Raw genomic sequence first — 24798 nt, forward strand, 5'->3', positions numbered from 1 at the left:
TTTCGTTATTAACTCTAGTCAGGTTCCTACATGGATGTAGGGCATTAGGGTAACGCAGGAGCAGTTACCGAGAATAACCATGACGTAAACTTAATGCCTTGCATACATGGATGTATGTACTTAGATTTCGTCTGGAACATGAAACCTGTGCCTAAATTGTTTTTAGTTCCCACTGAAACCTGCATCTTGAATGATAACGGGTATATATTCAAAATTTAAGCAAGTTGTTGGTTAAGTAAACACTTAAGCCAAATACTCATTAAAAACCGCTTTTTTACTAAAAAAAGGGTTGACACTATCGGGGCTGCTGCTTAGAATGCGCCTCGCTTTCAACAAGTAACTAACGTTCTTGTTTGATAGGTAAAGTTATAAGGTATTAGGCCACTTTTTAATTTTACAGAAGCGGGGCTATAGCTCAGCTGGGAGAGCGCTTCGCTGGCAGCGAAGAGGTCTGCGGTTCGATCCCGCATAGCTCCACCAAGAATTAGTTGTTTAGTTAATTAATGATTTTTAACTAAATGACAAAATAAAAAAGTTAGTGTCTTATGAGTTTACTCATAGCACTGAAATAATAAAGTAAAGTTATTTACTTTATTACCAAGTTTTAGTGTCCCTATCGTCTAGAGGCCTAGGACACCGCCCTTTCACGGCGGTAACAGGGGTTCGAATCCCCTTAGGGATGCCAACTTTTTTAAAGAAATGAGTATGTGTTTTTGACACTCACTTTAAATGTGTAAGTATGTTTTGCAACTCACTAGGCTAGAGTTTCTTTACAAATGTATTTACGTTAAGCGTTTTTAGTTACTGTGTCCCTATCGTCTAGAGGCCTAGGACACCGCCCTTTCACGGCGGTAACAGGGGTTCGAATCCCCTTAGGGATGCCACTCATTTTTATAGTTACAATACAAGTTTAATGGTTATTTTAGACACAAGTATTTAAGAACTAATGTTGTTGTTTAGCTCACTAGGCTAGAGCTAATGTAAATAATAATATTGTTAAGTTGTTTTATATGTTTTTATTGTGTCCCTATCGTCTAGAGGCCTAGGACACCGCCCTTTCACGGCGGTAACAGGGGTTCGAATCCCCTTAGGGATGCCACCATTAAATTGATACAGGTTTTCTTGTATTTGTAGAGTAATAGATAGTAACTGCTTGCTTTAATTAGTATTAGTTAACAAGTTTTAGTGTCCCTATCGTCTAGAGGCCTAGGACACCGCCCTTTCACGGCGGTAACAGGGGTTCGAATCCCCTTAGGGATGCCACTTATTCTGCTTTGCATGTAAGTGTTAAAAGTGAAATAAACAAACCGACTTATGTCGGTTTTTTTATGCCTGAAATTTAAGAAACTAATTTATACCATTCCATCTTAAGTTTTTCCCACCTTAATCCAATCTCTACTACACATTTTCATGACCCGCTTTGCATCACTTACAAATGAGTTCCATGCATCAGAGCAAGCATCGAGGATGTCATCATAGCCTTGAAAGCACCTATTCGCTAAATGATGTTGGCGCAACCAACTCCAAACTTGCTCTATTGGATTCAACTCGGGTGAATACGGTGGTAACTTAATGATCGTTAAGTTGTTAAATTTATCAGCAAGGTAAACTTGGTGCCATGCAGCACCATCGACAACGATCACTGCATGTCGTCCTTCTTGAGTTTTTTGAGAAATTAAAGCCAAATGTTGTTCCATTACATCCATGTTCATTACTGGAGAAATCAGTGCCTCAGTTGCGCCTGTTGATGGGCAAACAGCACCAAAAAGGTAAGCGTATTCAAACTGTTATTGCCTAACGGCTCTCGGTCTTGTTCCTTTCTCTGCCCAGAGCCTTGTCGTTGTATTTTGCTGTCCAAAACGTGCTTCGTCTTGGAACCACACATCTATCTCTTTAAGCCTCACATTCCATGGGAGCGTGCGGATCATTTCACTTTCGAATTTTTTTAAAATCTTCTTGTACTTCATCAGACTGTTTTGGGTGTCGTGAGCGACTTGTTATCCAGCTAAATCCCATTGATTTTAATAACTTATAAATGGCGTTGGGATGATAATCAACATCAAAATTAGCGTTGATATATAGTCGGATACACTCACCCGTTAGTCGTCCACCCATATCGGATTGGCATTGAGCCTTTATATATTGACTCAATATTTCTTTATCTTGCTCTGTAAGATAGCTAGGTCGCCCCGTAGGTTTTTTACTCTCAAGACCAAGTAAACCTTCGCTGATGTAGTTCGCAACCCAATCATTAACAATTCTTCTACTTATATTAAGTGTTCTAGCAACTTCTGATCTATTCTTACCCGATTTAAAGTGTGAAACGGCTAGCAAGCGCAGCCTCATTCGATGATCTTTTACTTTGTTGGAGAGTATTTTTAATTCTTGTGAGCTATGAGTGTTCAATGTCATTTATTATGAGTAAATAAATGACATTAGATCATATAATTAGACTAATTGGTATAATAGCATGAAAGATATAAATATTTGAAAGAGAAGGGCATAAATCATAGTGTTATACCCGTTACCACTCAAGATGCAGGTTTCAGTGGGAACTAAAAACAATTTAGGCAAGGCATTAAATTTCAGTAATGGTTATTTCCTTACTAAAGTTAATAAGCCCCATAAATTGTTTTTAGACCCATCGAAGAAGCGCTTGAGCAAAATCACTTCTTCGTTAATGCTTTTTATAAGGGAACAACCATTATTACAAAGCACTGCCTTGAACTGATATCGCTCAAGTGCTCTGAAATAGCCTCTTGAGTGGTAACGGGTATATACCCTCGTTAACTCATTAATTGGATTGAAATAACTTTTTTAAATCTTCTTTTACGAGTTCTGCAATAAGTGGTTGGGCTTTGGCATTTGGATGAATACCATCATCTTGCATTAACCCCGGTTTTGTTATTACAGCTTCAACAAAGAAAGGAATTAGCTTAATTTCTTTTTCTTTAGCTACATTTTTAAATACATCTTCAAACATTTTTGTGTATCTAGGGCCATAATTGGGGGGGATTTTAATTGAAAAGAGCGATACAGGAATGTTTTTACTTTGAGCTATATCGATCATTTGTAACAAATTATTTTTTATAAGTTTAGGGGGAAAGCCTCTTAAACCATCATTTCCTCCAAGTTCTATGAGCAAATGGTCAACTTTATTTTTATTTAATATGCTCTCTAGACGAGATAGACCACCAGTTGTGGTTTCTCCACTAATGCTGGCATTGATTATTTTATAAGGCGCATTTTGTTGCTCTAATTGGGTATTTAGTAAATGTACCCAGCCTTCATTTTGTTGCATTCCATAACTTGCACTAACACTATCACCTAAAAGTAAAATAGAATCTTTAGCATATGTTTTTGTAACAGTTAGTAGGTAACATAAAAATACTAACGTAAAAATTGGATGTTTTTTCATGAAGATAAATTCCGAATCTATATTAAAAGTCAGTGGTTTAACTAAGTCAGTTCAGTTAGAAGGTAAAACATTGTCATTATTACAACCCGTTGATCTGCAAGTTAATGCAGGAGAAACCCTAGCAATTGTTGGATCTTCTGGATCAGGTAAAACGACTTTGTTATCCATTCTAGCAGGACTAGATTTACCTACCACGGGTGAAGTCTATATTAAAAACCAACCATTACACCAATTTAATGAAGAACAACGTAGCCAAGTACGAGCTGATCATGTTGGTTTTATTTTTCAGCAATTTTTATTAATTAACAGTTTAACAGCACTTGAAAATGTTATGTTACCTGCAGAACTTGCTAATATTGATAAAGCCAAAGAGAAAGGTGTTGAATTACTTGGGCAGGTTGGTTTGTCTGATCGATTAGATCATTTTCCATCTCAGCTTTCAGGTGGCGAACAGCAACGTGTAGCCATTGCCAGAGCCTTTATCTCTCAACCCGATATTTTATTTGCTGATGAACCTACAGGAAATTTAGATACACAAACAGGCAAGTATATTGCAGATTTACTTTTTGATTTAAATACTCGGCTGGGTACGACTTTAGTTCTTGTTACGCATGATCCAAAACTTGCTGCTCGATGTAACCGCCAAGTAAAAATGGATAGTGGTGTACTCAGTGAAGTTAACAAAACAACTGAAAATCCAATAAGCAGCGAAAGTGAAAATAATAAAACTAAGTCAGCAGAGGTTGAGTTAGGCGAGGGACAAGTATGTCCAAATTAACAAAAGCGACTTGGTTTAAACAATCTATAAGACTATTACATCACGAGTTACGTAAAGGTGAGCTAACTATTGTCTTTTTAGCCATAGTATTAGCTGTGGCTACGGTATTTTCTCTAACGGGCTTTTCTGATCAAGTTAAGCAAGCATTAACCACAAATAGCGTAAACACTTTAGCGGCTGACCGTGTATTAAAAACAAGTACCGTTATTACTGATGAGATTTTAGCTGAAACTAAACGTTATGGTTTTAATTTTGCTAAAAAAGTACAGTTGAAGTCTATGGTGTTTTCAACAGACAACATGTTGTTAACAGACCTAGATATTGTGACTAGTGATTATCCCTTAAGAGGGGATTTACTCGTATCAAAAACAAGTGATTTAAAAAACGCTATAGCGGTTAAATCTCCTGATGTTGGAGAAGTATGGGTAGATCAAGGTGTTTTAGGCCGAATGGAAATAGGCGTAGGTGATCAAGTTGATATAGGCGTTGCTTCATTTACCATCGCTGGCGTTATTGTCAATATACCAGATAGGTCGTTCGCCAGTGTATTTTCTAATCCCACCATCATAATGAATATTGATGATTTAGATAAAACTGAATTAATCCAACCGGGTAGTCGGGTATCTTATCGGTATTTATTTGCAGGTGATAATGACGATTTAATAGCGTTTGGTGAATGGATTAAACCTAAATTAAATGAAGCGCAAGATTGGATTGATGTTAAATCAAGCCAAAGTCGAATAGGGCGTACCTTAGACACCGCTGAGAAGTTTTTATCGTTAGCGAGTATGTTAGGTATTGTTTTAGCTGCAATTGCTGTAGCTGTTGCAAGTAGACGATACGGACAACGCCATAAACCTACTGTTGCCGTGTTTAAGGCACTAGGAGCAACAAATAAGCACATCCAAAAGGTTTACGTACTACATTGGTCACTATTAAGTGTTATCAGTATTTTAACGGGTTTAGTTGTAGGCTACGGTTTATTGCAATTAGGCGCTTATGGCATTGATAAATATTTATCGTTATCATCAAGTACGTTAACATTACGTCCTTTTACTATCGCTGTAGTTACGGGCTTAATTTGTGCCGTTGCTTTTGCTATTCACCCCATCTCTAAATTAATAGCAACATCACCTATTGCTGTTATTAAAGGCTTTGAAGAAAAATCATCAAGTAAACTTAATATTTATCAAGCGATTCCCTTAGTAGCCTTATTTTTATTACTTTATATTTTTAGTCGTGATTTAGTTATGAGTGCCTCTTTACTCTTTGGTGGCCTTGTAGTTTCTGTTGTTTTATTGTTTGTTGGTAAATTTTTAATGGGGCTAGGCAGAAAGGCTGGTACAAAAGCGGGTAAGTCACTTCATCTTGCTTTTGCTAATCTAAAAAGAAGAGCTAATGAAAACAGTGTTCAGTTAGTCAGTTTTACTTTAGCGATTAAATTATTGTTACTTATTACGGTAATGAAAAGCTCTATTTTCTCTGAATGGCAACAACAAATGCCTGAAGGTACGCCAAATCATTACTTAATTAATATAACTAATGACGAAGTTCCAAAAATAGCTAAGTTTGCTGAAGAAAATGACATTGTCACTGAAGGTTTTTTCCAAGTGTTTAGAGGCCGTTTATCAGCCATTAATGGTGAAGCTACCGTTAAAGTAGATGAAAAGTCTGATAACGACGATGAACAAGAAACTCAAGGTCGTAGAGGTATAGGTAGAGAATTAAGCTTAACTTGGCAAGAAGAACTGGCACCACTAACTGAAGTTGTTCAAGGGAAATGGTGGGACGTAGGTGACACGACACAGCAAGTTTCTGTTGAAGCAGATATAGCAGAAAGGTTAGATATTAAACTTGGCGATCAGCTTACCTTTACTATTGGTTCTGACGAATTTACCGTGCCTGTAACCAGCATACGTGATGTTAACTGGCAAAGTAGGCAACTTAATTTTTATATGATATTTAATAAGTCGACTTTTAGTGAAATAGACAGCACGTCGATTTCGGCTTGGCGAGTGGCTGAAGAAATTAAACCGTTAATGTTCGACTTTTTGTCTCAGTACCCTAGTATTTCAATTATTGATATTGATGCCATTATGAAGCAATTAACCAACATGATTGATCAAATGTCGATAGCGATAGAGCTTATTTTAGTACTTGTTGTACTTGCTGGTAGTTTAGTGCTTGTTGCTCAGGTACAGGCTAGCATGGAAGAGCGAGAACGTGAACTTGCTATATTAAGAACATTAGGTGCTAAAGGCTCGTTATTACGCAACAGTGTTTTATTTGAATTTGTTGCTTTAGGCGCTATTGCGGGTTTAATGGCGAGTATTGCCATGGAAATAGCCGTATTCTTTTTACAAACTCAAGTATTTGATATGGATTTCAACCTTCATTTAGAGTTTTGGCTTATTGGTATTACTGCTGGTGCTGCTTTTGTTGGCGTTATTGGTATGCTAAGTTGTTGGCGCTTATTAAGTTTATCGAGTGTTACCTTAATACGCCGTACAATGTAATCGTTATTTATAGCAATATATACAAGGTTCTTTATGAGTTTATTGGAAAAAACAGAAAAGTTGCAATCGTCAGGAGTGGTAAAAGCCTTACTTGTTACTGCTGCACTATTCGTAGTACTTGCAGGGCTAAAAATAGCAACTAATATTGTTGTACCTTTTTTACTATCCGTTTTTATTGCGATTATTTGTAACCCACTGATAGTCAAAGCTTCTAAATATAAAATACCTAAACCAATCGCGATTATTGCCATTATTGCGATTATTTTGTTGTTGGTTTTATTGCTTGGTGGTCTTGTTGGGCAATCGGCACGTGATCTGTCTGACTTATTACCCCAATATAAAGCTCAACTTAACGAGCAGTTTGTTTGGTTAACGGCAAAGTTAGCCGAATACAATATTCAAATATCATCTGATTTATTGGTGGAATATTTTGATCCAAGCGCTGCTATGGGGTTAGCGGCTAGTATGTTAAGTGGTCTTGGCGGTGTAATGGCTAATCTATTATTGATCATTATTACTGTGATTTTTATGCTATTTGAAGCGCCATCGTTACCTCGTAAAATTCATCATGCATTAGATGATCCTGACATGAAGATGAATCAAATAGACCGATTTTTAGAATCAGTTAATAATTATCTTGCCATTAAAACATTAGTAAGTATTGCTACTGGTATTTGTGTTTCACTCATGCTTTGGTTATTTGGGCTAGAGTTTTATTTATTGTGGGGCGTATTGGCCTTTTTACTTAACTATATTCCTAATATTGGTTCAATGATTGCTGCTGTTCCAGCGGTTTCTTTAGCTATTTTACAATTAGGTATAGGTTCTGCTGGAGCTATTGGTTTAGGTTACATTACAATTAATATGATCATGGGCAATGTTATTGAGCCAAGATATTTAGGTAAGGGATTAGGCTTATCAACATTAGTTGTATTTTTATCGTTGATTTTTTGGGGATGGCTTTTTGGTACGGTAGGTATGCTGTTGTCTGTTCCTTTAACTATGATCATTAAAATAGCTCTAGAAGAGTCTAAAGAAGGGCGCTGGTTTTCCGTTTTACTTTCAAGCGATGAGTAAGTTAATAAAATTGATAGAAATTACACTTTTTAACAATTATCAACATTTTACCCACTGAAATTATAGTATTGTAAGCCGATAATACGCTCACTTGTTTAACTTGTGAGCTTGTTATTATGCCTCTACAATCTAAATCTTCTAAAAATAAACCTTTCTCTGCTGGACGTGCTTCTTTCCCCTCAATAGAGTTTCGTATAATTTTTATTATCTGTTTCTTTATATTTATTTTTATCAGCCATAGCGCACAAGCAAAGAAGGAAGCTCGTCAGTCAATATATATAATGAATGAACAAAATGGACATGATTATATTAGAGGATTTGGTGTTTCTGCTTTACATAAATATAGATCCAGTGATATTGGTTTTGAAGTGGATATGTCGTTATCAAAAGCCGAAATTGATACAGGAAAGTATTCAAGTCAAGAATATATAGCATGGGAATTAGGCGGAAAAATCGGATATTTTTCAGATATATTTTTTTATGGTGAGTTTGGTTTTGATTTTGGTGAATTAGCTTTTCAAGATAGAGATGAAGAAGTGTACGATGTTCATTATTGTGATAACGAAGCGCTATTTTGCAATAATTTTAATTCTAGCTACCGTCGCGATCGTTATGACGATTCTAATGATATCGATGTTTACTTAGGTTTAGGGGGTGGGATAGACTTTGGTCCAATTCAGTTAACTGCCTATTCACGTTATAGGCAGGTTGATGGAGAATATTGGACTTCACAAGGGCGTTTATTCTCTGGTGTTAAGTTAGCACTGTCTTTTTAAAGAAGACATATCGTTAGGCACTTTTAACAATTAGGCCTTTAGCTTTTTGAAAGAATGTAGAGATAATGCTTTTACTAGGTTTTGCCTCCATATACTCGTAAGGTGTATTTAACAAGGTTAAACGTAGTGATAAGGTAGAGCCATGACCCCATGGCCATAAAAGCGCAACAACAGATTTTTCATTATTTTGGGGCGAACAAGTAAAAATGCGTTGATCTTTAATTAATTTAGCGTAATTACCAAGCTCATTTTTAATTGAGCTAGGCGCTTTTTTAATTGATTTTCTGTCCCACTCATGTGGATATTGTTTGAGTAAGATGTCTACAACTTGATCTGTTTTACCACTGGCAAATTCGGCTAATAAAACGTTTTTTTCTTCCTCCCATCGCCAAGTGAGTAACTCACCAAATGATTCAACTAAATCATCTGAAGCTGTTCTAATTTCTTGTTCTGTGTATGTCATCTTTTTCACTTTTCTAACGTTTTTAGTTATTAAATCGGTCAATACACCATTGTTTAACTTCATCTGAAGATAAAAAGCTCCAAGCTATAAAACGACTTGTTTTTTGACCTTGTTCCATTTTTATTATTTTTACATTGAAGCATTTTACTTTTTTTAATGCTAATTGTAGTGGTCGGATGTTCTCTTTTTTAGAAACTAAACAGGTAAACCATAAAACTTGCGATGAAAACAATAGGCTTTCTTTTATCATTTTTTTTATAAAAGCTATTTCGCCGCCTTCGCACCATAGCTCATTACTGGTGCCACCAAAATTTAACAGGTTATTATGAGTAGGTTCACCATTTTTATTTTTGTTCAGATTATTCCATTTGCGCAGTGAACCCTTGCAGGCTTCTTCTTCAGATGAATGAAAAGGAGGATTACATAGCGTTAAATCGTACTTTTCATGCTCTTTTATTATGCCTGTAAAAATTAAATGCGGGGAGAGCTGCTTTCTTATTTCTACTTTGTTGATAAGAGAGTTATTTTGCTGAACAATTTTTTTTGCTGATATAATTGAGGCATCATTAACATCGGTACCCACAAACTCCCACTGATACTGGCAAGTCCCAATAATAGGGTAAATACAATTTGCTCCAGTACCAATATCTAAAACATTTATTACTTCTTTATGAGGGATTTTATTTTGGTTAGTTTCTTTTAATAAATCTGCTAAGTAGTGAATGTAATCAGCTCTGCCTGGAATAGGGGGACATAAACTCCCCTCGGGAATATCCCAAAATGAAATATTATAATTGGTGATTAATAAGCTTTTGTTGAGGAGGAAAACAGCTTCACTATTCGAAAAATCAATCGTTTCATTATTATGAATATTAGTAAAAACGAATGGTTTTAATTCAGGTGTTAGGGAGCATAACAGGTTAAAATCATAGTTACTCTTATGTTTGTTTCTCGGGTGCAGCTTATTTTTAGTTTTAGAGGCTGTTGGTTTAGTAGAGTTATCTATTAAGTTATTGATACAATTCTATCCTTTTGAACCAATTTTAAAGGTGCCATTTGACAAAAATTGCACTGTTTCTTTTCTTTTCTTACCGATTAAAATTGTACCGTCATCCATAAATAAAAAATTTTTCCAACAACGTTTAAAAGTAGCCCATGTGGTTTCTATTATATTATTTCTTGTGCTGCAAAAATAAACTACGGTGTTGTTGTCCCAAGTAATATGGTTTTGTATTAATTCGGGTAACTCTGCTTTGTCACTGTCCCAATCACGTTCCCAGTTTGCGGAATCGATCCAACTTTCCGGATTAAATGCCCAATCGCCTTTTTTAAAAAAGTCGGGATGGTCTACTTGCTTACTAATAAACGTATCCCAAAGTGTATTCGCTCGAGTCGCTTGCATCGGTTTAATTTTATTTAAGTCATTAAGGCTAATTGGCAAGCTTTTATGTTTAAAGATCCAAGCATTTTTTAATTCTTCAAGGGGAATGTAGTTCATAAAATTTTATATTTAGGTAAATTCAACGTAATTATACAGAGAATAGCCAAGTCTGTTAATGATTATCAGGATCGATTTTTTATTAAAAATTAATCCTTTGAAGGAAAAGCCTAATTAACCTGAGTTCGGTTTAAGATATAGTTAACTCATTGAAAAATAGTCACTAAAAATTCGGTTCGCTTCTAGTTTGATAGTTTTACTTAATTCAAGGTAAATTTACGCGTCACTAGCTGGGCTATTGCAAGTGAATTTAACGCAGAAGTGAGAAAATAACTGTTAGAAGAACATTTATTAAGCCGAACTCAGGTTAATTAATAATTTTTTAATGATAATGAGTCAATTACTAAATTGTAGAGAGTGATAATTAACAGCGTTTGGGGTTATTATTATCCGATATGATTATATTGTCAGCTTTTTTTACAGTTTAATAATTGAACGATTTTAACGTTGTCTTAACATTATGTAACTTAGTCCTTTTTTATATTTGGTACATCTTATGCTTTGATCTTGGTAGTTATTGGAGTTGTATTGTTGATATGGATATTGTTAGAAAACTTACTAATCACATAGGATAGGACACTATTATGAATAAACTATTATTAGCTTCACTAATTACAGGTACGTCATTTGCTGCTACTGCTGATGTAGTTACCTTTAATGACTCATCTTTTAACGGAACACCAGGTTCTGAGGTAATATTTGATTTTATCGATTATGATCCTGATATCGCAACAGTCACACAAACAGATACTGATTTGAGTGGTGATATTACCGGTATAGATGCATTTTCTGAATTTGGAACAACAGACATTGTCAATTTTAAACTAGGTACAACCAATTTAGCTGTGGATCCTGCATATGAAGTTTTCTTTGATTATTCTTTTGACGGAATGGCTGCTACTGTTGTTGGCGATGAAATAGTTGTAACTTTTTCTTCTGTAGGCGCATCGACAGGACTTTATGTAGACACTACTGTTAATGGAACATATGATGGTGGAACACAAATCGCATCATTTGGTTTGAATGCGGGTGGTTGTTCAATTGTTATAGCACCTGGTCCATTACTAAATAAAGGTTTTTGTTCGCTTGATTTAAGCCTAAATTTTATGGCAGGGTATTTCTTTAATTCATCTGGTGACGATTTATCTACCACCCCTGGTAGTAAATCTGCGGAGCTTATTGTAACAGTACAAGATATTATTGGGCTGCTTCCTTTATATCCAGGCGGGGCTGGAAGTTCGCAAACATTTGAAATTCAACATGATGGTAATATGACAATGACAGTGCCAGAACCAGCTACTGTAGCCATTTTAGGTTTAAGTTTACTTGGTTTTGCAGGTATGAGACGTCGTAAATTATAATTATTACTATTTATAAAAATATCGAAGATCAAAAAAGCCGAATTCTTATTCGGCTTTTTATTTTATATACCGAATATAAAATTAAACGTTAAATCTAAAGTGAACTACGTCACCATCTTTAACTTTGTATTCTTTACCTTCTAAGCGCCATTTACCCGCTTCTTTAGCACCTGATTCGCCATTAAATTCAATAAAATCGTCATAAGCAATAACTTCTGCACGAATAAAACCTTTTTCAAAATCTGTGTGTATAACACCTGCTGCCTGTGGCGCTGTTGCATTTTGTTTAACAGTCCAAGCTCTTACTTCTTTAACACCGGCAGTAAAGTAGGTTTGTAGGTGTAATAAACCATAGCCTGAGTTAATTACTCGGTTAAGCCCTGGTTCTTCTAAGCCCATTTCAGCCATAAATTCAACGCGATCTTCATCATCCATTTCAGATAATTCGCCTTCAATTTCAGCACATACTGCAACAACTACAGCATTTTCTTTATCTGCGATTGCTTGTACAACATCTAAGTAAGGGTTGTTTTCAAAACCGTCATCGTTAACGTTTGCAATGTACATGGTTGGTTTTATAGTTAAAAAGTTTAAGTAAGCTACTGCGGCTTTTTCTTCTTTAGATAAATCTAAAGAGCGGATCATGTTCCCATCTTCTACATGTTTTAATATTTTTTCTAAAACAGGGATTTCAAATTTAGCATCTGCGTCGCCACCTTTGGCACGCTTAGCTTGACGTTGAATAGCTCGCTCTGCAGTATCCATATCTGATAATGCGAGCTCAGTGTTAATAACATCAATATCGTCAGCCGGATCAATTTTATTCGCAACATGAATTATGTTGTCGTTATCAAAACAACGAACCACATGGCCAATAGCATCTGTTTCACGAATGTTAGCTAAAAATTTGTTACCTAAGCCTTCACCTTTTGATGCACCAGCCACAAGGCCTGCAATATCAACAAATTCCATTGTAGTTGCTAGTACACGCTCTGGTTTTACGATTGTAGCAAGTGCATCTAAACGAGGATCAGGTACAGGAACAACACCCGTGTTTGGCTCTATGGTACAAAAAGGGAAATTGGCTGCTTCGATACCAGCTTTGGTTAAAGCATTGAAAAGGGTAGACTTACCTACGTTTGGTAAACCAACTATGCCACATTTAAATCCCATGAGATTATTCCTATTAAAGTTTGAATGCTATTTTATATTTATTCTATGACTGATTATTTACAGCTATATAGAGCAAATATTAATTATTGTGCTTTGAATGAGTGTAGACGATTTTGTGCTTTTTTAAGGTCGTCTTTTTGCCATATTTCAAAACAACGACTTGCTTCGTCAACACATTGGTCGATTAAGCTTTGTTCGTTTGCTGGCGCTTTGCCAAGTACATGTCCGGTTACGCGATCTCTATGACCTGGGTGGCCAATACCAAGACGTAAACGGTAAAATTCTTTGTTATTAGCCATACAAGAAATTATATCTCGTAAGCCATTATGACCACCATGGCCACCGCCTTTCTTAATTTTACAAGCTCCAGGTTCCATGTCTAATTCATCGTGTGCAACAAGAATGTCTTCTACGGGGATACGATAAAAATTTGCAAGGGGAGCAACTGCCTGACCACTTCTGTTCATAAAAGTAGTGGGTATAAGTAAATGAACAAGTTGTTCACCTATATAACCTTTGCCGTAATGGCCAAAGTATTTTTTTTCAGGTCTTAAAGATATGTTGTAACGAGATGCAAGTTCTTCTACAAACCAAACACCTGCATTATGGCGGGTTTTTGTGTATTCGGGGCCTGGATTTCCCAGGCCCACTACTAACTGAATAGTCATCTAAGGATAAGTCCTAAGAATTGTTATTCAGCAGCTGCTTCTTCAGATGCTTCAGCTTCGTCTTCATCAGATGAACCTTTAGGAGCATTAGATGTAACAACAGCTTGGTCATGGCTTTCGCCTTTAGCTAACTCATCAGAAGTAACACCTTTTGGAAGTGTAATGTCTGATAAATGTAACGTTTGACCAACTTCAAGTGAAGCAAGATCTACTTCAATGAATTCTGGTAAATCAGCAGGTAAACAAGTTACTGCGATTTCATTTACGTGATGAGCTACTATGCCACCTTTTTTAACAGCAGCATCTTCATTAATGAAGTGAATAGGTGCGTTAGTTTGAACAGGGTGAGTTGCATCAATGCGTAAAAAATCTAAATGCATGATAACTTGTTTGAATGGGTGACGTTGCATGTCTTTGATTAAACACTCAACAGGCTTTCCATCAATGTTCAATGTTAAAACTTGTGTGTAGAATGCTTCTTCTTGCTGTGCACGAAAAACATTTTTGTGTTCTAAAGTTAAAGAAATTGGATCTTTACCTTCACCATATAAAATTGCAGGAACTTTGTTCGCGTGACGTAGGCGGCGGCTCGCACCTTTCCCTAAATCTGTACGTACTTCAGCTTCTAACGTAAATAAATCAGTCATATTATACTCTTTATAAAATTAGTTAATTGTGTGTTACTTTTTGCGACCAAAAGTAACGATATTCCTTTTATGTTTAGCTGATGAGTAATCACCACCTAAAAAAGGCGCCGAATAATAACATTCGAGCTAAGTATTGCCAAGTTTAATAGTCGTTAATCATTAAACTTTTTGTGGTTTTGAATATAACCGTTATTTTGGAGTGAATTAGTGATGTTATTTTATGGAGCTAGTTTACATTGATAAACCATAATGCTGGGCTATATTTTGATATTGCTCCGTTTCTTTTAATTTTTTAATACATCTATCCATATTGGTTAAAAATAGTTTAGGGTTGTGAATGTTTTTAGAAAACTTAGAGACAGTAACATAGTAAATTTTTTCTTGAATTGTTAAGTTGTGAATTTTAACTTGTTCTGTAATATTGAGTTGTTTAGCTCTCCATTTTAGGGTTTCTTTAGAATTAGCCATTATTTGAAAACGTTGTGGTGTAGCTAATAATTGCTTGAACATTGCATCAATATCATAACCTTTTGAAACTTCACCTCTTGCTTGTTTTACTTCTAAAATATCTTGTATTTCTTTTGTGTGGGTTAAACCATCTAAATGACCAAATATATAAGGTTTAATATCATTGAGTTTTTCGATTTTTATATTGTCTGATCTTTTTGTGACTAAACCATATTGTGAGGTAAATATGGGTTCATTACCGTAATATACAAAACCTTTTCTCTTCTCGTTATAAGAATAAACACTAATGTCAATATCTCCTGATTTCATATAATAATGAGTACGTTTGATTGGAAGATATTTTAGGTGTACTTCGTAATTAAGTTCATTGATACAGGTCGTTAATATTTCTTTTCCTAATCCCATTTTTCCTTTTTCGTGGTTTGAAAAAAAGAAGGGAGGCCATTTTACATCATTTAAATTAATTGGAGAGGTTTTAGCTTGTATTGTTAGGGAAAGAAGAGTTAAGAGCACGAGTAAAAAGGTGAGATATGTTTTATTCATGTATTCATCTTAATTGAGTAGTTAAAGGGACTCTTATTAAATTAAATATAGCTGAATTTTATGATTTAAAATCAATAAGGCATAAAAAAACGCCAAGAAGGCGCTTTTTTAGGGATTAGAAAATTATTCTTACTTAATCGTCGAACATGGCTGAAATTGATTCTTCGTTACATACACGTCGAATAGCTTCTGAAAGCATGCCACTTAATGTAAGTTGACGAACAATACCAATCGCTTTAATTTCATCAGTTAATGGAATTGAATCGGTTACAACCACTTCGTCTAATACTGAATTTCTCAGATTTTCTGCTGCGTTACCTGATAATACAGGGTGAGTTGCATAAGCAATTACACGTTTCGCGCCGTGCTCTTTTAACGCTTCAGCAGCCTTAGCTAGTGTTCCACCAGTATCTATCATATCGTCAACTATAATACAGTCACGACCGGCAACATCACCAATAATATGCATAACTTGAGCAACATTAGCTTTTGGTCTACGTTTGTCGATAATAGCTAAATCTGCATCATTTAATAGTTTTGCAACAGCACGAGCTCTTACAACACCACCAATATCGGGAGATACAACTATAGGGTTGTCTAGTTCACGATCTCTCATATCTTCCAATAATATAGGTGTACCAAATACGTTATCTACTGGTACATCAAAGAAGCCTTGAATTTGTTCAGCATGAAGGTCTACTGTTAAAACACGGTCAACACCTACACTTGAAAGAAAGTCAGCAACAACTTTCGCTGTGATAGGTACACGTGCACTTCGTACACGTCTATCTTGGCGAGCATAACCAAAGTAAGGTATAACAGCAGTAATACGACCTGCAGAAGCTCTGCGTAAAGCATCAATCATAACGATAAGTTCCATTAAGTTATCGTTAGTTGGAGCACAAGTTGATTGAATTATGAATACATCCGCACCGCGAACATTTTCAGTAATTTCTACACTAATCTCACCATCACTAAAACTTCCAATTTTTGCTTCGCCAAGAGTTATGTATAGGCGGTTAGCTATTTGTTTGGCCAGTTCAGGGGTGGCGTTACCCGCAAATATCTTCATGTCAGGCACAGTCATTTCCTTAGAAATCTTTGACATTAAAATTACAACGCTGCATTTGTATAAATGCTAGCAAATTATTTGTTCAACCAGAAATAATGGTTAAAGCATTAAAACATATGGTTATTTATTAGCTAAATTTTTTATAGCATTAACAAGTGGAGATTGATTAATGCCTTTAGCTACAAACGATTCAATACCTTCAGGAAGTGTAGATTGTACTTTTGTCGCCTCGTGTTCTGAGTTAAATCGCGAAAAAATACAAGCCCCTGTACCAGTCATTCTCGACGGCGCGTATTCTATCAACCAAGCCAGTAGCTTGGCAACCTTAGGATAGTTTTTTATTACGATAGTTTCGCAATCGTTATGGCATGCCTCTATATGCAAATCTATGTCTGTAGTGTTAGTTATATTATTTACCAATAATTTAGGTGTGTTTCTAACCAAATTAGGTGAACTAAAAACATCTTGGGTCGAAATGCTACAAGAAGGTTTAGACACTAAATACCAAAACTCAGTAGGATTTACAGGTGTTAATACTTCTCCTATACCTTGTGCAAAAGCAGCGTAGCCCTTAACAAATATAGGTACATCAGCGCCTAAAGATAAACCTAACTCGGCCAGTTGGTTAACGGGGAGATTTATATTCCAGAGTGTATTTAATGCTAATAAAATAGTGGCCGCGTTAGATGAACCGCCCCCCAATCCTCCGCCCATAGGTAATACTTTGTGTATTTTTATTTGTACACCAGCATTATGTTCGATTTGATCTTGTAATAATTTAGCCGCTTTATAAATGAGATTGTCGGAATTCTTTACACCTTCAATAGGCGTTAAAATTTCAATTTTATTACTGTTATTCACACATAATTCAATAGAGTCGCCATAGTCTAAAAATTGAAATACGGTTTCTAATTCGTGATAGCCATTTGAACGTTGCCCAACAACATGAAGAAATAAATTAAGTTTAGCGGGAGATGGAAATGAAACAAAATTTTCTGTGGTCACAATTTATTGTCCTATATGAAACCGTTTATATGGTCCAATTATTTATTGCAATATTAATGGTTAAATCTGCCGAGGTTACTTTAATTTTATTAGGTAAAGTAACTTTTAACTTACCTTGTTGAACACTTTGATAAGATGAGTATTGAATAATCCAGACATGACCATTGTAATGACTGGTTAGCGTTAAGGGTAATTTTGAGTTCGGATCAAAAGTAAAAGTGTCTTTTTCATTGTAGGATATTGCTTTTATCCAATAAGAGAGTGCTTCTGTTGGAAATGTAATATCAGTTAAGGATTCAATCAAACGGTCTAAATTATTACTTTGATATTCTTCACCATCAACTTCAATGGTATGAAAATTTTCATTTGAGGTTAACTTTAAGACACTAATGCCAAGGTAAGTTGTTAAATTAAGTTGTTGTTTGTTTTTTGATTTTTTCCAATAAAGGGAAGCGCTTTTACGTTCAGTACTGTTTATAAAGGCTATTTTACCTTTTACTTCCCACATTTTTAATTTAGCTAAGCTCGCTTCTCTTTTTTTATATCACTTGAAAAGCCTTTATCAATATCGTTAATAGGTTGTGTGGATATACAGCCTGTTAATAATACGATAAAAAACATCAATATAAGTGATTGATTGATTGAAGGGCGCATGGCAACTCTACATGACAATTTGTTCATTATATTTGACCACAGATAGGGACATGCTTTCAATCAATCTCTCTATTTCACAAAATTAATTACATGATTTTTGCGAAATATCACTAAAAATATGACACAAGTTTGATATCGATTAGGTTATAATAAACAGATTATCTATATCATGGTTATATTAAATACTCTTAATGTAACGTTTAAAAAGGCTTAATTTATAGCATTATGTCTATTATTGCTGTTGGAATAAATCATAAAACTGCCCCCGTATCGGTAAGAGAAAAAATTTCTTTTAACCCCGACGCATTATCAACAGCGCTTCAAAGCATGCTTGATTCTGTTCAATGCAAAGAAGCTGCTATTTTATCAACCTGTAATCGTACAGAGTTGTATCTAGTACAAGATGAAACTATTGATAAAACTCAAGAACGCCTTATTAATTGGCTTGAGCAATACCATAATGTTCCAGCTTCTACCATTTTACCTAGTTTATATATTCATCAAGGCCAACAAGCTGTTAATCATATGATGCGAGTAGCTTGTGGTTTAGATTCTTTAGTTTTAGGTGAACCTCAAATATTAGGGCAAATGAAACAAGCTTATAGTCAAGCTAAAGCCGCTGGTTCAATGGCTTTAGTTATGGATCGGTTGTTTCAACGAACTTTTGGTGTAGCCAAGCAGGTAAGAACCGAAACTGAAATAGGCTCTAGTGCTGTTTCTGTCGCATTTGCTTCAGTTAATTTAGCTAAACACATATTTGCTAAATTAGAAAAAGTACGAGTATTACTTGTTGGAGCAGGTGAAACGATTGAGTTAGTTGCTAAGCATCTTTATGAAAATAATGTGGGAAAAATAACAGTAGCAAATAGAACGCTTGCTAAAGCTGAAGTTATGGCTGATAAATTTGGTGCTGAAGTGATCACATTGGCACAAATACCAGAACGTATGAGTGAATCAGATATTGTGATCAGCTCAACAGGGAGTACTTTACCTATAATAGGGAAGGGGATGGTAGAGCATGCTTTGTCTAAGCGTAAACACCAACCTATTTTTATGGTTGATTTAGCTGTTCCTCGTGATATTGAAGAGCAAGTTGCCGACTTAGAAGATGTATTTTTATATACCGTTGATGATCTCCAAAGTATTATTGCTCAAAATATGGAGAACCGTAGAAAAGCCGCTGTAGAAGCTGAAAGTATTGTAAATACTCAATCGAATAGTTTTATGTCATGGTTACGAGGTTTAAATACACAAGATACAGTTGTAAGCTACCGTAAACAATGTTTGGAAAGCCGTGACCAATTACTTGAAAAAGCACTTATTCAGCTTAAGGGAGATAAAAAACCTGAAGCGGTATTAGCCGAGTTAGCAACAAAACTAACCAATAAGTTTATGCATGCTCCGACCAGTGCTTTACAGTCAGCCGCCCAAGGTGGTGAATTAGACAAACTTATTTATTTAAGAGATATTTTTGATATAGATAAAAAATCATAAATTTTATCTTTCAGTCTGCAAACCTCCTTGTTGTATGAAAAAAACACAATTCATCATGCATTTACTATTTATCGCGATAATAAATTTACTGTCGGTTTGATAAGCACTAGAATAGTGCGACTTTAGTTCGACTAAAATTTTCCTAATAAAAGAATAAATTAATGAAAAACTCAGTTTATCAAAAGCTTGAAATCATTTCTGAACGTTTCGAAGAAGTTCAAGCGTTACTTTCTGATCCTGATACTATTTCAGATCAAGATAAGTTTAGAGACTTATCTAAAGAATTTTCACAATTAGAAGTTATAACAAACGCATTTAATGCTTATAAAGAAGCCGTTAATGATTTTGAAACAGCGGAAGAAATGCTAAAGGATGATGATCCTGATATGCGTGAAATGGCACAAGACGAATTTAAAAGTGCTAAAAAAGCCGTTGAAGAAAAAACGGACGAGTTACAAATACTCTTATTACCTAGAGATCCAAAAGACGATAACAACTGTTTTGTAGAAATACGAGCAGGTGCAGGTGGTGACGAAGCTGCTATTTTTGCTGGCGATTTATATCGTATGTATACACGCTATGCTGAAAAGAAAGGCTGGAAAATAGAGTTAATGAACTCTAATGAAAGTGAGCAAGGTGGCTTTAAAGAAGTTATCATGAAAGTTAATGGTGACGGTGTTTACGGGCACATGAAGTTTGAGTCTGGTGGACATCGTGTGCAACGTGTTCCTGAAACAGAATCACAAGGTCGTGTACATACATCAGCTTGTACTGTTGTTGTTATGCCTGAAATCCCTGAGTCTGAAGCGATTGAAATTAATAAAGCTGATTTAAAAGTGGATACGTTTAGAGCATCAGGTGCGGGTGGTCAGCATGTAAACAAAACCGATTCAGCTATTCGTATTACGCACATACCAACAGGTGTAGTGGTTGAATGTCAGGATCAACGTTCACAGCATAAAAACAGAGCGCAAGCGATGTCGGTTCTTCAAGCTAGGTTACAACAAGCGGAAGATGAAAAACGTAGAAGTGAAGAAGAATCCTCTCGTCGTAACTTAGTGGCAAGTGGTGATCGTTCTGAACGTATTCGTACGTATAATTTCCCTCAAGGCCGTATGAGTGACCACCGAATTAACTTAACACTTTATCGTTTAGGTGAAATTATGGAAGGTAATTTACAGCTGATCATGGAACCTATTATGCAAGAAAACCAAGCTGATCTATTAGCTGAAATTTCTGATTAATACTTCTAAAATTAAGTGCTAATACATGCTAACTGAAAAAAATAGCATAAAAAATCAAATAGACTTTGGTGCTTCACTACTTGAAAAAGTATCTGATAGCGCCAAGCTTGATTCACAGGTACTTTTAAGTCTTATTTTAGGTAAAGAAATTAATTACTTATATACTTGGCCTGAAAAAAAATTATCTGTAAGTGAGCTATCGTCATTTAATTCTCTTATCCAAGAACGCTTATCAGGTAAGCCTATTGCTTATATTACGGGTGTTAAAGAGTTTTGGTCTTTACCGTTTTATTGTAATGCTTCAACGTTGATTCCTCGTCCTGATACTGAAGTATTAATAGAACAAGTTTTATCGGAAGCCGAGCAACACTTAGCGGGTAAAATAAACTGTATTGATTTAGGTACTGGCACAGGAGCAATTGCACTTTCGTTAGCATCAGAAAAACCTGAGTGGAACATTGAAGCGATTGATTATAGTGACGATGCTATAACGCTAGCGAAAAAAAATGCGCAACATTTGAATATTCATAATGTGCACATTTATCAAAGCGACTGGTTTTCTAATGTTCCATTAGAAAAGCGTTTCGACATTATTATAAGTAACCCTCCTTATATAGATGAAAACGATATTCATTTATCGCAAGGTGATGTTCGTTTCGAACCTTTAAGTGCACTAGTTGCGAAAGATAAAGGCTTAGCGGATATTGAAAAAATTGCAAAAGCGTCTAAGCAGTATATAAAGAAAGGTGGTTATCTATTTTTTGAACATGGATATAATCAAGGTGAAGAGGTCAGAAAAATAATGTCTGTCTTGCAATTTAGTCATATTAAAACTGTTCAAGATTACTCAGGGAACGATAGGATAACTTTCGGAACAGCTTAAAATAATTCAATAATTTATTTAAATTAATCACTTACACAAAATAATAAAAATTATAGGAAATACCATGAAACATTTACATATGACTTTAGCATTACTCAGTGTTGGCTTATTTACTTTACGTTTTGCTTGGTTATTAATGAACTCTGCTCAACTTGATAAAAAATGGGTGAAAATAGCTCCACATATAATAGATACACTTTTACTTGTTATTGGTGTCGTCATGGCCGTTAAATTATCTATTAACCCGATGGAACAACTTTGGTTAGGCGAAAAAATATTGGCAGTATTCGCATATATATTTACTGGTTACTATACATTGAAACTTGCTAAAAATAACATGATGAGAGTTATAGGTTATTTAGGGGCTTTAGGTTGGATAATGCTAATTGTAAGACTGGCTATGACTAAGCAAGGTGTTTTCTTTTAACACCCACTTTAAATATTGGCGTTTTACCCCATATAGCATGGTATTAGCACATACAGGAAACATAGAATTATTTTGAAGAACGAATTATTGTTATCTGAACTCCAATCAGACGAAAAAGGCATATTGCATTTATTTTTGTTAATCGAAGAGTTTGTTTTTGGTCGAAATAATACATCGATGCAAGGTATTGAAAATATTATTGAAAGTTGCCAATTGGTAATAGACGATATTGACAACCCTTTAGAGCGAGTAGAAGTATTAATTAACGAATTGTTTGTAGAGCAAATGTTTATTGATAATCCGAAAGCGTTTTGGCCTGTTATTTCTTTTCAAATAGAAACAGGCATTGGTTACAGAGTATTAGCGCCCACGGTTAAAGCAGTAATTTTACAGCATATTATAGAAGCGTGTTACTTTGAAGCTGACATAGTGTTTGTGCCTGATAATGTTATGGTAAGAATAAGCTGTGATGATAGCTATGCTATTATTTTTGATCCTGTAAATGGTGAATCTATAGATTGGCAACAACTTGATCATCGTATGGAGGACGTAGAAGGTGATCCAAGTAATTTAGAATTACATTCAATGGAAAAAACAGCCTTAATTATTGAACACCTAACAGCACTTAAAAATTCTTTAATTAGAGAACTCGCTTTTGACCAAGCGTTAAAGTGTGTTGATTTATTAATTGAACTACGCCCTGAAGATCCATTTGAAAGAAGAGACCGTGGGTTTTTATTACATCAACTAGATTGTTTTAAAGTCGCATACGACGATTATCAGTACTTTGTTGAGCAGTGTCCTAAAGATCCAGCGGCGCAATTGTTAAAAATGCAGTTAGAAAAAATAACCGTTGTTGATAATGTATTGCACTAATACTCAATCAACACGATAAATTAATTGAAATATCAGAAGGAATCATCATGGCGTTATCGTCTATTCAACTAAATAATATCAATATCTCTAACGATCAACCGTTTACACTCTTTGGTGGAATGAACGTGCTTGAATCAAGAGATTTAGCCATGACAATAGCTGAGCATTATGTAGAAGTTACTCAAAAGCTGAACATACCTTATGTATTTAAAGCCTCTTTTGATAAAGCCAATAGATCATCTATAAACTCTTACCGTGGACCAGGCTTAGATGAAGGTTTAAAAATATTTGAAGAAATTAAATCAACCTTCAATGTACCTGTAATTACCGACGTGCATGAACCCTATCAAGCGCAACCGGTAGCAGAGGTTGTAGACATTATTCAACTACCTGCTTTTTTAGCACGTCAAACGGATCTTGTTGTTGCTATGGCAAAAACTAACGCCATTATTAACATCAAAAAACCTCAGTTTTTAGCAGCACATGAAATGCGTCATATCATTACTAAATTTGCCGAAGCAGGTAACGAAAAAATGATTTTATGTGAGCGTGGTAGCTGTTATGGCTATAACAACTTAGTTGTAGATATGCTTGCTATGGACGAAATGAAAGGCTATGCACCGGTAATATTTGATGCCACGCACGCTCTACAAAAACCGGGCGGTAGAAGTGAATCTGCTGACGGAAGAAGAGCACAAGCGGCTCAGTTAGCCAGAAGTGGGATGGCCATTGGTATTGCTGGTTTGTTTATAGAAGCTCACCCTGATCCTACACAAGCTAAGTGTGACGGACCATGTGCATTACCCTTAGATAAATTACAACCTTATTTAGAGCAAATGAAAGCGATTGATGATGTGGTTAAAAGCTTCGATCCTTTAATTACTGGATAGTGTTAACCTCTTTAAAAGTAAAGGGATGTAGATATTGTGGATGAAATGAAAACTAAATTAGCTAATTTCTGTAAAGAGGTTTGCGAAACTAACCGTTTTTTTTATTCAGATGACGTTAATGACTTTTTAGAGGAACTCTATCAATATTGTGTTAGCAGTAGAGATGACTCTCGTGGTAATCGTATTAAATTAATCTCTGAAGGTTCCAAATACTACCGTGCTCGAGCGCATAGCTTTCAAAATACAACTAATGAATATGTAAAGAAGAGTTATGATGTAAAGGATATGAAGCCTGTTCCTAATATGAGATCAAGTGGCAGACTTAATGCGTATAATGTTAATGCTCTTTATTTGGCTGAGGATAAAAATATAGCCGTTTCTGAAGTCAGGGCATCTGCTAATGCACCTATTAGTGTTGCTAAATTTGAAATTATTCAAAACCTTAAAGTATTAAAATTTGATTACGTATCCGATAGTTTTGATTGGTTAAGTTACTCGTCACCTGATGTTACATATAGTTTAGCAACTATGTTTTCAATGCCGTTAGATAATGCTGAACATCAAAATAGGGAATACATTCCTACACAAATAATTGCAGAATTCTTTAAAAGTAAAGGGATTGATGGAATAGAATATCCTTCTCAATTTATTGCTATGTCTGAAAATGAGTTTAAAAATCAAGATCTAGCTCAGTTACGCGGGATAACTAAATTCAATTTATGCCTCTTTGATATTAATTCTGCTGATTGTATTCCTGAGAGTATTGAAGTATTAAAGCTTAAAAATAGAATCAATATAGTTGGTTAATATTATTTGGTATAAAAATAAAAGGGTGATAGAAATTTCTATCACCTTTTTTAGTTTTTA

24 protein-coding genes, 5 tRNA genes and 1 pseudogene are annotated in these 24798 nt (G+C 35.2%); 17 read left to right on the plus strand and 13 right to left on the minus strand.

Going from position 1 to position 24798, the window contains the following annotated elements:
- Nucleotides 1–404 precede the first annotated feature (404 nt).
- From ACM9HF_RS00945 to ACM9HF_RS00965, 5 genes are all read left to right on the plus strand, one after another.
- Nucleotides 405–480: transfer RNA gene (locus tag ACM9HF_RS00945), tRNA-Ala, on the plus strand.
- A gap of 129 nt (nucleotides 481–609) precedes the next feature.
- Nucleotides 610–685, plus strand: a tRNA-Glu gene (locus ACM9HF_RS00950).
- A gap of 123 nt (nucleotides 686–808) precedes the next feature.
- Nucleotides 809–884, plus strand: a tRNA-Glu gene (locus ACM9HF_RS00955).
- A 139-nt stretch (nucleotides 885–1023) separates the two neighbouring features.
- Nucleotides 1024–1099, plus strand: a tRNA-Glu gene (locus ACM9HF_RS00960).
- A gap of 88 nt (nucleotides 1100–1187) precedes the next feature.
- Nucleotides 1188–1263 (plus strand) — tRNA-Glu (locus tag ACM9HF_RS00965).
- Between the two features lie 104 nt (nucleotides 1264–1367).
- Here ACM9HF_RS00965 and ACM9HF_RS00970 read toward each other — a convergent pair.
- Nucleotides 1368–2412: pseudogene (locus ACM9HF_RS00970) on the minus strand (IS630 family transposase).
- A gap of 382 nt (nucleotides 2413–2794) precedes the next feature.
- Entirely contained in the window at nucleotides 2795–3418 is a 624-nt protein-coding gene (locus ACM9HF_RS00975) for an arylesterase (RefSeq protein ID WP_473613667.1), read from the minus strand.
- Between ACM9HF_RS00975 and ACM9HF_RS00980 the strand changes: the two genes are divergently transcribed.
- From ACM9HF_RS00980 to ACM9HF_RS00995, 4 genes are all read left to right on the plus strand, one after another.
- On the plus strand, nucleotides 3417–4196 hold the full coding sequence (locus tag ACM9HF_RS00980) for an ABC transporter ATP-binding protein (RefSeq protein WP_473613668.1): 780 nt from the start codon (nucleotides 3417–3419) through the stop codon (nucleotides 4194–4196). The genes ACM9HF_RS00975 and ACM9HF_RS00980 overlap by 2 nt on opposite strands.
- Entirely contained in the window at nucleotides 4184–6712 is a 2529-nt protein-coding gene (locus ACM9HF_RS00985; protein ID WP_473613671.1) for an ABC transporter permease, read from the plus strand. The genes ACM9HF_RS00980 and ACM9HF_RS00985 overlap by 13 nt, the downstream gene beginning before the upstream one ends.
- A 33-nt stretch (nucleotides 6713–6745) precedes the next feature.
- A complete protein-coding gene (locus ACM9HF_RS00990; protein WP_473613674.1) occupies nucleotides 6746–7789 on the plus strand; it encodes an AI-2E family transporter in 1044 nt (347 codons plus the stop codon).
- A gap of 116 nt (nucleotides 7790–7905) precedes the next feature.
- Complete coding sequence (locus tag ACM9HF_RS00995) at nucleotides 7906–8565, plus strand: hypothetical protein (protein ID WP_473613676.1); 660 nt, start codon at nucleotides 7906–7908, stop codon at nucleotides 8563–8565.
- A 13-nt stretch (nucleotides 8566–8578) separates the two neighbouring features.
- Here the strand turns inward: ACM9HF_RS00995 and ACM9HF_RS01000 are convergent, their stop codons facing one another.
- From ACM9HF_RS01000 to ACM9HF_RS01010, 3 genes are read right to left on the minus strand one after another with little or no spacing between them, the layout of a single operon-like run.
- Nucleotides 8579–9028: a hypothetical protein gene (locus ACM9HF_RS01000; RefSeq protein ID WP_473613677.1), complete on the minus strand. Its 450-nt coding sequence runs from the start codon at nucleotides 9026–9028 to the stop codon at nucleotides 8579–8581.
- 22 nt (nucleotides 9029–9050) lie between these two features.
- Nucleotides 9051–10046 (minus strand): 23S rRNA (adenine(1618)-N(6))-methyltransferase RlmF, encoded by a 996-nt coding sequence (gene rlmF / locus ACM9HF_RS01005; RefSeq protein WP_473618243.1) that lies wholly within the window; start codon nucleotides 10044–10046, stop codon nucleotides 9051–9053.
- Nucleotides 10047–10052: 6 nt separating this feature from the next.
- Nucleotides 10053–10526, minus strand: coding sequence for a DUF2947 domain-containing protein (locus ACM9HF_RS01010; protein ID WP_473613679.1), 474 nt, complete (start codon nucleotides 10524–10526; stop codon nucleotides 10053–10055).
- A gap of 584 nt (nucleotides 10527–11110) precedes the next feature.
- Between ACM9HF_RS01010 and pepA the strand changes: the two genes are divergently transcribed.
- Nucleotides 11111–11887, plus strand: coding sequence for a flocculation-associated PEP-CTERM protein PepA (gene pepA, locus ACM9HF_RS01015; RefSeq protein ID WP_473613681.1), 777 nt, complete (start codon nucleotides 11111–11113; stop codon nucleotides 11885–11887).
- Nucleotides 11888–11968: 81 nt separating this feature from the next.
- Here the strand turns inward: pepA and ychF are convergent, their stop codons facing one another.
- From ychF to ACM9HF_RS01055, 8 genes are all read right to left on the minus strand, one after another.
- Nucleotides 11969–13060: a redox-regulated ATPase YchF gene (gene ychF / locus ACM9HF_RS01020; RefSeq protein ID WP_473613684.1), complete on the minus strand. Its 1092-nt coding sequence runs from the start codon at nucleotides 13058–13060 to the stop codon at nucleotides 11969–11971.
- An 83-nt stretch (nucleotides 13061–13143) separates the two neighbouring features.
- Entirely contained in the window at nucleotides 13144–13728 is a 585-nt protein-coding gene (pth, locus tag ACM9HF_RS01025) for an aminoacyl-tRNA hydrolase (protein ID WP_473613686.1), read from the minus strand.
- Between the two features lie 23 nt (nucleotides 13729–13751).
- On the minus strand, nucleotides 13752–14375 hold the full coding sequence (locus ACM9HF_RS01030) for a 50S ribosomal protein L25/general stress protein Ctc (RefSeq protein ID WP_473613690.1): 624 nt from the start codon (nucleotides 14373–14375) through the stop codon (nucleotides 13752–13754).
- Nucleotides 14376–14606: 231 nt separating this feature from the next.
- On the minus strand, nucleotides 14607–15386 hold the full coding sequence (locus tag ACM9HF_RS01035) for a substrate-binding periplasmic protein (RefSeq protein WP_473613692.1): 780 nt from the start codon (nucleotides 15384–15386) through the stop codon (nucleotides 14607–14609).
- A gap of 133 nt (nucleotides 15387–15519) precedes the next feature.
- Nucleotides 15520–16467, minus strand: a complete 948-nt coding sequence (locus ACM9HF_RS01040) for a ribose-phosphate pyrophosphokinase (RefSeq protein ID WP_473613693.1) — start codon at nucleotides 16465–16467, stop codon at nucleotides 15520–15522.
- Between the two features lie 111 nt (nucleotides 16468–16578).
- Nucleotides 16579–17463, minus strand: a complete 885-nt coding sequence (gene ispE / locus ACM9HF_RS01045; protein ID WP_473613694.1) for a 4-(cytidine 5'-diphospho)-2-C-methyl-D-erythritol kinase — start codon at nucleotides 17461–17463, stop codon at nucleotides 16579–16581.
- A gap of 25 nt (nucleotides 17464–17488) precedes the next feature.
- Nucleotides 17489–17971 carry a lipoprotein insertase outer membrane protein LolB gene (gene lolB / locus ACM9HF_RS01050; RefSeq protein ID WP_473613696.1) on the minus strand — a complete coding sequence of 161 codons (483 nt, stop codon included), beginning with the start codon at nucleotides 17969–17971 and terminating at the stop codon, nucleotides 17489–17491.
- 11 nt (nucleotides 17972–17982) lie between these two features.
- Entirely contained in the window at nucleotides 17983–18144 is a 162-nt protein-coding gene (locus ACM9HF_RS01055; RefSeq protein WP_473613698.1) for a hypothetical protein, read from the minus strand.
- Between the two features lie 198 nt (nucleotides 18145–18342).
- On the opposite strand from ACM9HF_RS01055, the gene hemA reads away from it, so the two are divergent.
- From hemA to ACM9HF_RS01090, 7 genes are all read left to right on the plus strand, one after another.
- Nucleotides 18343–19611 (plus strand): glutamyl-tRNA reductase, encoded by a 1269-nt coding sequence (gene hemA / locus ACM9HF_RS01060; protein ID WP_473613700.1) that lies wholly within the window; start codon nucleotides 18343–18345, stop codon nucleotides 19609–19611.
- A gap of 161 nt (nucleotides 19612–19772) precedes the next feature.
- Nucleotides 19773–20855, plus strand: a complete 1083-nt coding sequence (prfA, locus tag ACM9HF_RS01065; protein ID WP_473613702.1) for a peptide chain release factor 1 — start codon at nucleotides 19773–19775, stop codon at nucleotides 20853–20855.
- Between the two features lie 25 nt (nucleotides 20856–20880).
- Nucleotides 20881–21738: a peptide chain release factor N(5)-glutamine methyltransferase gene (prmC, locus tag ACM9HF_RS01070; protein ID WP_473613703.1), complete on the plus strand. Its 858-nt coding sequence runs from the start codon at nucleotides 20881–20883 to the stop codon at nucleotides 21736–21738.
- A gap of 64 nt (nucleotides 21739–21802) precedes the next feature.
- Nucleotides 21803–22165, plus strand: coding sequence for a SirB2 family protein (locus ACM9HF_RS01075; protein ID WP_473613706.1), 363 nt, complete (start codon nucleotides 21803–21805; stop codon nucleotides 22163–22165).
- Nucleotides 22166–22237: 72 nt separating this feature from the next.
- Nucleotides 22238–23041, plus strand: a complete 804-nt coding sequence (locus tag ACM9HF_RS01080) for a tetratricopeptide repeat protein (protein WP_473613708.1) — start codon at nucleotides 22238–22240, stop codon at nucleotides 23039–23041.
- 47 nt (nucleotides 23042–23088) lie between these two features.
- The gene (gene kdsA / locus ACM9HF_RS01085) at nucleotides 23089–23931 is read left to right on the plus strand and encodes a 3-deoxy-8-phosphooctulonate synthase (RefSeq protein ID WP_473613711.1); all 843 of its coding nucleotides are present in this window, start codon (nucleotides 23089–23091) and stop codon (nucleotides 23929–23931) included.
- A 45-nt stretch (nucleotides 23932–23976) separates the two neighbouring features.
- On the plus strand, nucleotides 23977–24738 hold the full coding sequence (locus tag ACM9HF_RS01090; RefSeq protein WP_473613712.1) for an RES family NAD+ phosphorylase: 762 nt from the start codon (nucleotides 23977–23979) through the stop codon (nucleotides 24736–24738).
- Nucleotides 24739–24798: the final 60 nt, after the last annotated feature.

Origin of the sequence: Colwellia sp. RE-S-Sl-9, assembly GCF_048296855.1 — a bacterium.
GTDB lineage: Bacteria > Pseudomonadota > Gammaproteobacteria > Enterobacterales > Alteromonadaceae > Pseudocolwellia.